The organism is Stappia sp. ABD4_338, from assembly GCF_056312175.1.
This window is the reverse complement of the sequence record NZ_CM149982.1, coordinates 4045529-4057272: the sequence shown is the minus strand read 5'-3', so window position 1 is coordinate 4057272 and position 11744 is coordinate 4045529. Positions and strand designations below refer to the sequence as shown.

The following is an 11744-nucleotide window of genomic DNA, read 5'->3' as shown; positions in this document are numbered from 1 at the left end:
CCGCAGGCGTCAGTTTCCGTCCACCTTGCGATAGGGCTGGGCCTGAAACCCCGTCAGATACGCCAGCGACCCCAGACCCGAGGCGATCTGTTTCGCCGCCTTGAACGCCTGCCGCTTGCCGCGTGCGGGCGTCACCATCATCACGATCGCGAGCGGTGTCTCGAACAGGAGCCCGCCGAAAAGGCGCCCCAGTCCCTTCACGAGGCTGCGTCGCATGGCAGCGGCGCGCCCCGAGCGCTTCTCGTGCAGGCGCGAGATGTTGCCCGCCACGCGAAAGGTCCGGTTGAGCTGCCAGCCGAGCCGGATCCGGTTTTCCGGCACGAGTTCCTCGACCACCGCCTCGCCGATCCAGATGATCCGTCCGCCCGCATCATGGACACGGGTGAAGAAATCGGTGTCACTGCCGCCGGTGAACCGCATGGAGCCGTCGAAATGCAGCCCCAGCCCGCCCTTGTCCGTGTCCCGGAACACGCGGGTCTCCACAAGCGTGTTATGGCCTTCCGCTTTCGTCAGGACCGTACCGGTCGCGCGCTTGTTGACCTGCTTCGGCAACATCCACGCGGGCGTCTGCGGCGGGAACGTGTAGAGCACGCGCCCGTAGTGCACCTCGGCCGGATGACTGCGCGTCGCCTCCGTCATGGTCTTCAGCCAACCCGCGTGGGCAACCTCGTCGTCATCGACGTAAAGCACCCGGTCGTAGCCGGCTGCTTCGGCGAAAACCCCGCAACGGTCGCGCGCGAAGGGAATGCCGAGCTCGGGCTCGAGAACGTAGTGGATCGTCCAGCCGCTCTCCCGCGACACCTCTTCGCAGACCCCGCGCGACGTCTCACGGTCGTGGTTCTCCACCACGACGACATCGGCACTCACCCACTCCGGAACCTCCTGGGAGACGACCGAGTTCAGACACTCGCGCAGCAGGCGCGGGCGTTCACGGGTACAGATCGCCACGCAGAGCTTCATGCGGCTTGTCCTTGTTGCATCTTCGGTTTCGTGCGGCCCGAAAGGGCATGCGCGTGTTGTTGCGCGGAACGTCGCCCCGTTTGCGGATCCACACCCTAGATCAGGATCCAGCCGCGCGGAAACAGCTCGTCCACATAGACCTTTCGCAACTCGTCCCGCGCGAACCACTGGCGCGGCGCGATCACCTGGCGCTCGGGATTGCGGCCGAGCCACGCTCCCCACCAGCTGAAGCTCGAGTTGGCCGTGACGTGGTGCGCACAGCGGCTCATCAGGAAAAGGTCCTGTTCTCGCGACTGGTCGCGCACCAGCACACGGTTGGGCCAGTGGGCGGTGAGATCGTCCGCCGCCTGCATGTCGTCGGAAAACACGACGAACGTCGCGCCCGGCACAAGCCGCTCCGCCAGCGCCATCGCCCGGTCATAGTGGTCACGCCCCAGAAGCCCGTGCACGCTGGTTGCATTCGGGTTGGTCATGTAGTCGCCGCGACGCACATGCACCGAAACACTCGCCGGATCGTTCGCGGCCGCCAGAAGTGCGGGCTCGATGGTCGGCGCGACGCGCGACAGGTCGAACAGCGCGCGGATCTCGCCCTCGCAATCGGAGAAGAAACGCTCTGACTGGAAATATCCGGCCAGATAGGTGCCGGGACCGATCTCGAAATAACCGTCGGCATGACAAAAGCTGTCCGGCATGAACACCGGACCCGGCCAGAGCCGGTGCCTCTTCTTCGGCTTCACCGAACCGGAGCGAAGCCGGCCAAGGAGGCCGCCCCCCTCGGGCCGCCAGATCTCGGGCTCGATCCCGAAAAGGTCGAGACCCAGGGCCGCATGATCGAGCGGCATCTCCAGCGGGTCGATCAGCAGTCGCGTTCCGAGACGCCGCGCGGCGGCATGACCGGCCGCATACTGGAACATCTGGTTTCCGAGGCCGCCCCAAACTCGCAGGCAGAGGGGAGCCGGTGCCTCGCCGTCCTTTCCCCGCGTCGCATCGCTCGTCATGTCCTGGTCCAAGCCGCAAGTCCCTGCATGATACCCGTGCCGCGTGCCGCGCGCGTGAACACGCCCGGCCGGCGGCCAACGTCTTAGTCGTCCGCGCGCGACGCGACAAGCACCCATGCCGCCGCTGCGTCCGCCAGCCGGGCCGGATTGACCAGGATCAAGGCCGGGGCGGGGGAATCATGCATTCAATCTTGCGAATATCTTGAACGGTGCGCACCCGGTCGCATGAGCGCGGCGGGAGGAGGCGGAAATGGACCTGACCGGCCTCATGGAGACCATCGGGGAGGCGGAAACCTCCGCGCTTGGCGGGCTTCTCATCGGCATCGCCTTCGGAGCCTTCGCCCAGAAGAGCCGCTTCTGCCTGCGCGCCGCCGCCGTCGAGTTCGCCCGTGGCGAGATCGGAAGCCGGGTGGCGATCTGGCTCATCACCTTTTCCAGTGCCGTGTTCCTGACCCAGCTCCTGATCTTCCAGGGTACCCTCGACGTGTCCGAGGCCCGCCAGTTCGCCGCCCGGGGCTCACTCTCCGGCGCGATTCTGGGGGGTGCCATGTTCGGCTGCGGCATGGTGCTCGCGCGCGGCTGCGCCAGCCGTCTGCTCGTGCTGTCGGCGACCGGCAACCTGCGCGCGCTGCTCTCCGGGCTGATCTTTGCCGTCACGGCGGAGGCCTCCATCCACGGCATCCTGTCACCGCTGCGCGACCGGATCGCCGGCATGTGGACCGTCGGCGGTCGCGAAGCGCTCGACCTCCTGGCCATGTTCCGCCTGCCGGAGGGCTCCGGGCTTGCGATCGGCGCGCTCTTCATTGTCGGCACGATCGGCTTTGCCCTGCGCGCCCGTCTGTCGCCGCGCGGCTGGCTGGGCGCGGCCGGCGTCGGTGCCACGGTCGCCGTCGGCTGGTGGTTCACCTACGAACTCGCCACGCAGGCCTTCACGCCCATGAGCGTCAAGAGCATGACCTTCACCGGCCCCTCCGCGGACACGCTGATGGTCGTCCTGACGCCCCCCGGATCCAACATCGACTTCGATGTCGGTCTGGTGCCCGGCGTCTTCATCGGATCGGCGCTGATGGCGCTCTTCTTCCGCGAATGGAAACTGGAGGGCTTCCGCGACGGCCATTCCATGCGCCGCTACATCGTCGGCGCGGTGCTGATGGGCTTCGGGGGAATGCTGGCCGGCGGCTGTGCCGTGGGAGCCGGCGTCACCGGCGGCTCGATCTTCGCGCTGACCGCATGGGCAACCCTGTTTGCCATGTGGGCGGCCGCCGGCCTGACGGATCTCCTGGTCGACCGGATCGCCGACCAGAGGGCGGCCGCCGATCCGCTCGCCCCCTGAGGACTGCCCGGCGGGAGATCCCGGCCTTACCAGTCGTGTTCGCTGCCGTTCCACTGCAGGAAGCGGCCCGTATCGGCGGCTTTCAGCCCGGTGACGACTGAGAAGATCCCGCCGGCGCTTTCCTCCACCGCGATATCGGCTCCCGAGCCGCCCATGTCCGTGCGCACCCAGCCAGGGTGCATGACGACAACGCAGATGTCATCATCGGAAAGATCGAGCGCCAGGCCCTGCATCGCCTTGTTCAAGGCCGCCTTGGTCGAGCGATAGGCATAGGCGCCGCCGCGCGGACGCGCCATGGACCCCATCTGGCTCGAGATCGTCACGATGCGCGGATCGGTACCCTTGCGCAGATTGTCGAGGAGACCCAGCGCCAGCCGCATCGGACCCATCGTGTTGACGCGAAACTCGTGGTCCCAGGCCTCGAAATCGAGATCGTGGAGACTCTGGTGTTTGCCGAGAACACCCGCATTGTTGAGCAGCAGGTCCACCGGCCGCTCACCGATGGCTGCGACGAACGAGGAAACGGAGGCCGGGTCCGCGACATCAAGCGCGTGAACGGCAAGCGCGTCGGGATTTTCCGAAGCAAGCGCGGCCAGTTCCGGCGCGCTGTCGGGATTGCGGCAGCCGGCGACGACCCGCCAGTTGCCAGACGTCACGAACAGGCGGGCAAGGGCGAGGCCGATGCCGCGATTGGCACCGGTGAGAACAACAGTCTGGCGCATGTCGGAGGACTCCGGTCGGGAGAGGAGGGGTGGGCGAACCCTGGCCCGCCGGCCGCGCATCGGTCAAGGGCGGTATCGCTTGTCGCTCTTCCCGCATGAAGGCGTCGACGCGGCAACGGTCGCGTCAATACCCCTTCTGGCGCCGACGCAGGCTCACCTGCCGGTTGGACACCTCGATCGCCTGATCCAGCGTGACGACGCCGCGCGCCTCCAGCAGACCGAAGAGCTTGAGCAGGACCTCGGCGGTCGCCAGCGCATCGCCCAGCGCCGTATGGCGCGCCTCCTGCGGGATGACGATGCCGAACCGCTCCGCAAGCGCGTCGAGCGTCAGGCTCTCGCCCGCGCCGAACAGATGGCCCGCAAGCAGCACCGTGTCGAGCACCGGCTGGTCGAAGGCAACGCCCGACGCCTTGCGGTTCCGGGTCAGGAAGGTCATGTCGAACGCGGCATTGTGAGCAACGAGCACGCTGTCGCCCACGAACCGGTGAAAGAGGGGAAGGACCTCGCCGGCGGCCTGCGCGCCAGCCACCATCTCCTGAGTGATGCCGTGAACGCGGGTCGAGGCGGCCGGAATCGGACGGCCCGGATCGATCAGTGTGTCGAAGGCCTCCGAGCGCAACACCCGTCCGTTGACGATGCGCACCCCGGCGATGGACACCAGTTCATCGCCGCGCGAAGGCTCGAGCCCGGTGGTTTCCGTATCGAACACGACGAAGGAAAGGGTCCGCAGCGGCGCCTCGCCCATGGAGGCGGGCGCGGGACGCGCGAAAAGGTCGAAATCGTAGAACTCCGGCCGTTCCGCCAGAGGCGAAAGCGGCGCCTGTCGCGGAGCCGGCTCCTCGCGTCCCGGTGCCAGCGCAAGCGGGAGGCGCACCCGCGCCGTGCCCGCCTCGTCCCGGTCCGGCCACATCTCGGTCTTGTGCCGGCTCAGCACGTCGTGACCGGTCATGGCTCCGAGACTGTCGTCCAGGGCCTCGTCGAGCCAGGTTTCCAGCAGCGCCACGGACATCGGCGCGCCTTCGTGCAGGATGTCGAGTGAGGCCCCGGACGCCCGGCGGTTCATCACGAGGCGGAAATGCCGCGTGCCGGTCTCCACCGCGATGCGATTGACGATGCGGTCCGCGAGTTCCACCACCGACGCGCTGTCGCAGGACAGCCAGAGCGTGTCGCCACCGCTCTCGAAGGTGAGGGTGCGCCCCTCGGACCGCCGCGCCGCGATACAGTCGAGCAGGGTGGTCGAAAACACCTCCGTCATCGGCCATGCACCGGACAGGAGGTCGCCCGCGACCTGGTCCAGCCGGTCGAGACGCTCGCCAAGGACCCGGGTTTCCTCCGCCACGGTCTCGCGCAGGCCGGCAAGGTCACCGCTTTCGGCCTCGCCTGTCGCCGCCGAACGGCGCAACAGCACCTCGGCCGCCATGGAAAGCGCGGCGACGCGCTGGCGCATGTCGCGTGTCACGTCCTGAAGCAGGCGGTCGCGCCAGATTCCGGCCGCGAGTTCGTCCGTCACCCGGTCGAAGGTGACCACATAGCCGATCGGCCGTGTCCCCTCGGAATCGAGCACCAGCGACATGCGGCCCCGCACGCTCTCGTGCCCGCTGACCGTGGCCGAGATGAAGGGCGCGGCCAGCCCGTCCCGGTGGGTCTCGTGGCGGCGGCTGGCGAACCGGCGGGTGAGCCGCTCGAGCGCATGACGCAGCGGCTGGGCAACGAACAGGTCGGTCAGCGGCCGGCCAAGACCGCAGGAGGCCCCGTTCGCGCTTTCAAGCAGGCTCCGGGCAAAACGGTTGTAGAGCAGGATACGGTGGTCGAGGGTCGAGATCACCACCCCCTGTTCGAGATCGCGCAGCACCGCCTCGAGCCGCCCCTTCTGGCGTTCGGCCTCCCGCGTGGCCGCGCTCACCCGTGCCTCCACGTCGCGGCGCGCCGTCGCAAGCTCCTGCGAGGCCTCCCGCAGGGCCGGCGCGATAAGGCCGAGATAACGGGCCCGGGCATCTTCCGCCGGAACCTCCGCGCCGGCGTGAACGGCCGCGCTCAGTTCCGCCCCCAACCGCTCAAGCGGGCGGGCGACGTGATCGTCGAACTTAAGCCAGACCCAGGTGACCAGGCCGGCGAGCACGAAACACGACACCAGACCGGCAAGCGCCAGACGATCCGCCAGGTCCTCGGCCCCGCCCCGCGCGACATAAAGCCCGGCGCCCAGGAGAACCGCCAGGATCCCCGCGACGATCAGCGCGAAAAACAGAAAAATGCGAAACCTGAGGCTCCAGCGCTCAACCCCTCCTTGCCGTCCCGAAGGGCGCGGCATGTCCCCGCCGGACGAGGAGGGAGCGTCCCGGGACACGGCCCGCGTCACGCGTCGAGCCTGGCCACGGCATCCCGGCCGGTCATGGTGTCCCTGCCGGTCAGGCGCGCCAGTGTCCGGGTCAGGTCCCCGGCCAGGAAAGGCTTGCCGAGAAAGGCGTCGGCCCCGAGCGCCAGCGCCTTCTCGATATCCACGGGCCTCGACACGGCGCTCATGAACACCAGCGGCAGGCGCGCGGTCTCGGAGCGCCCGCGCACGTCCTGGCACAGCGCGTAACCGTTTCCGTCGGGCAATGCCGCATCGACAAGCATCACATCAGGGCGCGCCTCGGCCAGCCGCCGATGCGCCTCCTCGAGCGAAGCGGCGAGATGCACGGCATAGCCGTCCGCCTCGATCACTTCCTTGAGAAAGCCGGCCAGCGCGGCCTCGTCGTCCACGATGAGCACGTTCGCGGTCATGATGAAGTCCTCCCGGGGCCATATAATGGTCCCGGTGACCGCCGGTTTCCAGAACACCCTTCGTCTATACGTGAAGCTGCTCAGGGAGCGGCGTCTGCCGGACAGCCCCACGGGGCATGACAGACCGCGTCCTCTCCGCTACAAGGGCGGCCATCCACCCACAGTCATCGCATGAGGCGAAACGGCACATGACCGGCGAGAGCATTGCCCCCTTTCTCGGCACCTGGGTCCTCGATCTCGACGAGAGCGAGTTCGACCAGAGCGACCTGCCCAAGGCCGCGACCTGCCGCATCGAGGAGGAGTTCGGCCTCGTCACCATCCGCCATCAGGTGGTGACCTCCGAGGGCGAGACCGTGGAGGGCGAGATCACCGGCGTTCCCGGCGGTCCCGGAGAGCGCCTCTCGGAAAGCGGCCTGGCCGACCGGCTGACGCTGACGTTCGAGAACGAGCGGACCCTGACCTCCCAGGCCACGCGCAACGGCCGGGTGCTCATGACCGCCAGGCGGATGCTCTCGGAGGACGGCGCGACGCTGGAGATCGAGCAAACCGTCGTGGTTCCCGGCGAGGGCGAGATCGTCAACACCGGCTTCTACCGCCGCGCTCAGTAAGGCACGCGCGCGCTCAAAGCAGTCCGGGCCACCGCATCACGACGAAGAGCATCGCCAGAAGCGCCAGCGACACGATGCCGGCGGTGCGGAACCGGGAAATGGTTCCGCGTGAGTCCACCTCCGCCAGAAACCTCCAGGCGGGCACGAAGCGCAGAAGCACCGCATTGAGCAGGAACAGGGCGAGAATGACCATCTTGGCCTGGAACGCCTGGTCGGAGGAATGGGCGAAGGGGCGCTGGGAAAAGAGCGCCAGACCGCTCGTCACGCAGATCGCCAGCATCCACCAGGACATGCCGCCGAGCACCCGGCGCAGGTCTTCCAGCGGCACGCGCTGCCACAGACCGATCAGCCTGAGATCGAGCATCACCTGCGCGCCGGCGAAGAGCACCGCCGACAGGAGATGCGTCACCCTCACCGCCTCGCGCAGGTCGGCGGATCCCGCGAGCCAGGCGGCCACGGAGGAGTCGGCGAAATAGTCGAGGAGGGGCGCGAGCTCCTGCATGAACAGAACTTTCGGCGGCGGGCGGGCCGGCGGACTTGTCCCGCACACCCGCAAGGTTGGCATTCCCGCGAACTTAACCGGATTCCCCCGGCGCGAAACCCCGCAACACCGTTTCGCGCCAGAGGGGAAGCCGCCCCACGAATCGCGCGGGGCTGGCATTGATCCCCGCGCTCGGGCAGGATGGCGCGCCGGCACGCCGGCCCGTCCTGAAACAGAAGTTCCCGCACACCCCATGACCGACCGACACGAGCTCCAGATCCTCCCCCGCGTACGCGCCGGCGACGAAGCGGCGGCGACCCGCATCTATTGCGAGGCGCTGGCCCAGAAGCTCGCCCCGTTCTTCGGCACGGCCGCCGGGGCGGCCGAGTTTCTCGCCCCCCACCTGAGGGCCGACCGTGCCGTGACCGCCATTCTCGACGGGCGGATCGCGGGGGTAAGCGGCTATCACCTCGATGGTGCCGGCCTGTTCGCGCCGCGCTTCACCCACTTCAGGGCCCGCTTCGGGCTCGGCGGCGCCACCTGGCGGGTGTTCGGCCTGTCGCTTCTCGAAAAGGAGGAGGCCCCCGACACGCTCGCCATGGACGGGATCGCGGTGGCGGGACACGCGCGCGGACAGGGCATCGGAACCGCCCTTCTGGCGAGCGTGGCGGGCATCGCGCGCGCCGCCGGCAAAAAGCTCGTGCGGCTCGACGTGATCGACACGAACCCGAGGGCCCGCGCGCTCTACGAACGTTTCGGCTTCAAGGCGAGCGGCACGCGGGACCTGGGGCCCTTCCGCCATATCTTCGGCTTTCGCACGGCGACCTCGATGACCCTCGACGTCGAGGGAGGCGGTCACGCGTGAGCCCGGACGACGCAAGCCCCGACGACGCCGTTGATACGGCGCCGCGCCACCTTGACCGGCCGGCGATGGCCGTGGTGCTGCTCATCGTCGCCGTTTTCGGCCTCGCGCAGGGCCTGACCTATCCGTTGCTGTCCTTCATTCTCGAACGCCAGGGCCTTCCGGCCTGGCTGATCGGCGCGAACGCGGCGATGATGGCCTGCGGACTCCTCGTATCCGCTCCGCTCATTCCCGGCCTTGCCGCACGGCACGGCGCGGCACGCCTCGCGCTGGTCGCCGCGCTGTCGCTCGTGGTGCTCTTCGCCGCCGTGGGCCTGTTCCAGTCCGTGTGGATCTGGTTTCCGCTGCGCTTCCTGATGGGGCTTGCGATCAACACGCTCTACATCGCCAGCGAGACCTGGGTGAACCAGCTCAGCCCCGACCGCATCCGCGGCCGGATGCTCGGGCTTTACGCGACCGCGCTCGCCGCCGGCTTCGCGGCCGGTCCCGCCATTCTCGGCATCACCGGAACCCAGTCGCTCGCCCCCTTCGCGCTCTGCGTGGCAATCACGCTGGTATGCGCAACGCTCATCGCGACGATCCGCAACCGCCTGCCGCGCTTCTCGGCGCATGACGGCGGATCGCTGGCCCGCGTTGTTCCGCAGATCATCTTTCTGATGGCGGTCACGGCGACGGCCGCCGCCTTCGATCAGGCGATCCTGACGATCCTGCCGGTCTATGGTCTCGCCCACGGACTGGACGAACGCGCCATCACAACCGCGCTCGCCATCATGGTCGTCGGCAACATCCTTTTCCAGGTCCCCATCGGCGCGGCCGCCGACCGGCACGGCCCCAGGCGGATGATGGTGCTTTTGTGCCTGCTGACGATCCTGGGCGCCGGCCTGCTTCCGGTGCTCATCACCAGCACGCTTGCCCTTTGGGCGATGCTCTTCGTCTGGGGATCCGCCGCCTACGGCATCTACACCATAGCGCTGATGGAACTCGGCCGGCGGTACTCGGGCGCCATGCTGATTTCCGGCAATGCGGCCTTCGCGCTGATGTGGGGCGCGGGCGGCTTTTCCGGACCGGCACTCGCGGGACTTGCCATCGATGCCGTGGGCACCATCGGCCTGCCCATCCTGCTGGCGCTCACCTATGGCGCGCTGCTGGTGGCGACACTCCTGCGCCGGGAACGGCCCCGCCCCGTGGCAGGCGAGGCCGGCGGCACGCCTCAGTAGCCGGTCGCAAGCGATCCCTGCCGGCGGGGATCCGCCGCACCGGCGAGCCCGCCCGGCACCACCATCACCGACTGGGTCGAGCCCATGGTCGCCTTCTCGGCGATCGTGTGGCCCATGCCCTCCAGAAGCTTCAGCGTGTCCGGCGAGAAGCCCTCCTCGATCCGGATCTCGTCGGGCAGCCACTGGTGATGCATGCGCGGCGCCGCACTCGCCTCGGCAATGTTCATGCCGTGGTCGACCACGTTGAGAATGACCTGCAGCGTCGTGGTGATGATCCGGCTGCCCCCGGGAGAGCCGGTCGCGATCACCGGCCGGCCGTCCCGGAAAACCAGCGTCGGGCTCATGGAGGACAGCGGCCGCTTGCGCGGGGCGACCGCATTGGCGTCGCCGCCGATCAGCCCGTAGGCATTGGGAACACCGGGCTTTGCCGAAAAGTCATCGAGCTCGTTGTTGAGCAGGATACCGGTTCCGGGTGCGACCATGCCGACGCCATAGGAGAAGTTCAGCGTGTAGGTGTTGGAGACCGCGTTGCCGTCCTTGTCGATCACCGAGAAGTGGGTCGTCTCGTTGCTCTCGTAGGGGGCGGGGTCCCCGGGGCGGATCTCGCTCGCCGCCGCCGCGCGTTCCGGATCGAAGTCCGCCATCCGCTGCGCCGCATAGTCTTTCGAGGTGAGCCCGCGCACAGGCACATCCACGAAATCCGGATCGCCGAGATATTCCGAGCGGTCCGCATAGGCGCGCTTCATCGCCTCCGCCATCAGGTGCATGGTCTTCGCCGAACCGAACCCGGACGCGGCGACATCATGCGGTTCGAGCATGTTGAGGATCTCGACGATGTGCACGCCGCCCGAGGAGGGCGGCGGCATGGAGGCGATCTCGTAACCCCGGTAGTTTCCGGTCACAGGCGCCCGCCATTTCGCCTCATAGGACGCAAGATCCCCGACCGACATCGACCCGCCGGCCGCCGCGACACGCGCCGCCACCGCCTCGGCCACGGGCCCCGCGTAGAAGCCGGAAACGCCCTCCCGCGCGATCCGTTCCAGCGAAGCGGCAAGCTGCGGCTGCCTAAGGATCTCGCCGGTGCGATAGAAGCCGCCATCCTCCTTGTAGAAGATCGCCGCCGCGTCGGCGTCCTTCGACAGGCGCTCATGCACCCGCTTCAACGACCCCGCGAGATCGTCCGAGACGGGGAAGCCCTCCCTGGCAAGCGCGATCGCCGGCGCGATCAGCTCACCCAGCGTGAAACGGCCGCTGCCGAAGCGCTCATGCGCCGCGGCGAGCCCCGCGACCGTTCCCGGCACGCCGATCGCGAGCCCAGTGTACCGCGACTTGTTGCTGTCGGCATTGCCTTCCTCATCCAGGAACATGTCCCGCGAGGCGCCGGCCGGCGCGAGTTCGCGATAGTCGAGCGCATGGGTTTCACCGGCCGCGCCATCCGCTCCGGCCATGTGGATCATCATGAAACCGCCACCGCCCAAGTTTCCGGCGCGCGGCAGCGTGACGGCAAGCGCGAAGCCGGTCGCCACAGCCGCATCCACCGCGTTGCCTCCGGCCGCCAGAATGTCGCGTCCGACCGTGCTGGCGATAGCCTCCTGCGAGGACACCATGCCGTTTCGCGCAAGCACGGGGTGAAACCGGTCGCTGCCGGACAGGATGGGAGCCGGCGGCGGACCGCCGGCCTCCTGCGCAAGGGCTCCGGCACCTGGAAGGCTCGCGGCAAGCGCGAGGGCGACACCCGCGACGAGTGATGCAAGTCGCGGCCCGGACGGGCGCGCCCGTCGATGAAGATGCGTCATCGGG

11 protein-coding genes are annotated in these 11744 nt (G+C 68.4%); 4 read left to right on the top strand and 7 right to left on the bottom strand.

Features of this window, described 5'->3' with window-relative positions:
• Nucleotides 1-9: 9 nt before the first annotated feature.
• Together ACYX4S_RS18140 and ACYX4S_RS18135 are read right to left on the bottom strand one after the other, a co-directional pair.
• Nucleotides 10-960 carry a glycosyltransferase family 2 protein gene (locus tag ACYX4S_RS18140; protein ID WP_476361210.1) on the bottom strand — a complete coding sequence of 317 codons (951 nt, stop codon included), beginning with the start codon at nt 958-960 and terminating at the stop codon, nt 10-12.
• Nucleotides 961-1055: 95 nt separating this feature from the next.
• Complete coding sequence (locus ACYX4S_RS18135) at nt 1056-1958, bottom strand: alpha-1,2-fucosyltransferase (RefSeq protein WP_476361209.1); 903 nt, start codon at nt 1956-1958, stop codon at nt 1056-1058.
• Between the two features lie 250 nt (nt 1959-2208).
• On the opposite strand from ACYX4S_RS18135, the gene ACYX4S_RS18130 reads away from it, so the two are divergent.
• Nucleotides 2209-3291: a YeeE/YedE family protein gene (locus tag ACYX4S_RS18130; protein ID WP_476361208.1), complete on the top strand. Its 1083-nt coding sequence runs from the start codon at nt 2209-2211 to the stop codon at nt 3289-3291.
• Between the two features lie 26 nt (nt 3292-3317).
• Here ACYX4S_RS18130 and ACYX4S_RS18125 read toward each other — a convergent pair whose 3' ends face one another.
• The 3 genes from ACYX4S_RS18125 to ACYX4S_RS18115 form a co-directional block, all read right to left on the bottom strand.
• Nucleotides 3318-4013 carry an SDR family oxidoreductase gene (locus tag ACYX4S_RS18125; RefSeq protein ID WP_476361207.1) on the bottom strand — a complete coding sequence of 232 codons (696 nt, stop codon included), beginning with the start codon at nt 4011-4013 and terminating at the stop codon, nt 3318-3320.
• A gap of 124 nt (nt 4014-4137) precedes the next feature.
• On the bottom strand, nt 4138-6321 hold the full coding sequence (locus ACYX4S_RS18120) for a 3'-5' exonuclease (RefSeq protein ID WP_476361206.1): 2184 nt from the start codon (nt 6319-6321) through the stop codon (nt 4138-4140).
• A gap of 44 nt (nt 6322-6365) precedes the next feature.
• Nucleotides 6366-6776: a response regulator transcription factor gene (locus ACYX4S_RS18115; protein WP_476361205.1), complete on the bottom strand. Its 411-nt coding sequence runs from the start codon at nt 6774-6776 to the stop codon at nt 6366-6368.
• 188 nt (nt 6777-6964) lie between these two features.
• On the opposite strand from ACYX4S_RS18115, the gene ACYX4S_RS18110 reads away from it, so the two are divergent.
• The gene (locus ACYX4S_RS18110) at nt 6965-7384 is read left to right on the top strand and encodes a hypothetical protein (protein WP_293720578.1); all 420 of its coding nucleotides are present in this window, start codon (nt 6965-6967) and stop codon (nt 7382-7384) included.
• A 13-nt stretch (nt 7385-7397) separates the two neighbouring features.
• On the opposite strand, the gene ACYX4S_RS18105 is transcribed toward ACYX4S_RS18110, so the two are convergent.
• A complete protein-coding gene (locus ACYX4S_RS18105) occupies nt 7398-7886 on the bottom strand; it encodes a hypothetical protein (protein ID WP_422070157.1) in 489 nt (162 codons plus the stop codon).
• Nucleotides 7887-8118: 232 nt separating this feature from the next.
• On the opposite strand from ACYX4S_RS18105, the gene ACYX4S_RS18100 reads away from it, so the two are divergent.
• Both ACYX4S_RS18100 and ACYX4S_RS18095 read left to right on the top strand, forming a co-directional pair.
• Nucleotides 8119-8730, top strand: coding sequence for a GNAT family N-acetyltransferase (locus ACYX4S_RS18100; RefSeq protein ID WP_476361204.1), 612 nt, complete (start codon nt 8119-8121; stop codon nt 8728-8730).
• A complete protein-coding gene (locus ACYX4S_RS18095) occupies nt 8727-9944 on the top strand; it encodes an MFS transporter (protein WP_476361203.1) in 1218 nt (405 codons plus the stop codon). The genes ACYX4S_RS18100 and ACYX4S_RS18095 overlap by 4 nt, the downstream gene beginning before the upstream one ends.
• Here the strand turns inward: ACYX4S_RS18095 and ggt are convergent.
• The gene (gene ggt, locus ACYX4S_RS18090; RefSeq protein WP_476361202.1) at nt 9938-11740 is read right to left on the bottom strand and encodes a gamma-glutamyltransferase; all 1803 of its coding nucleotides are present in this window, start codon (nt 11738-11740) and stop codon (nt 9938-9940) included. The two genes, ACYX4S_RS18095 and ggt, sit on opposite strands and share 7 nt — an antisense overlap.
• Nucleotides 11741-11744: the final 4 nt, after the last annotated feature.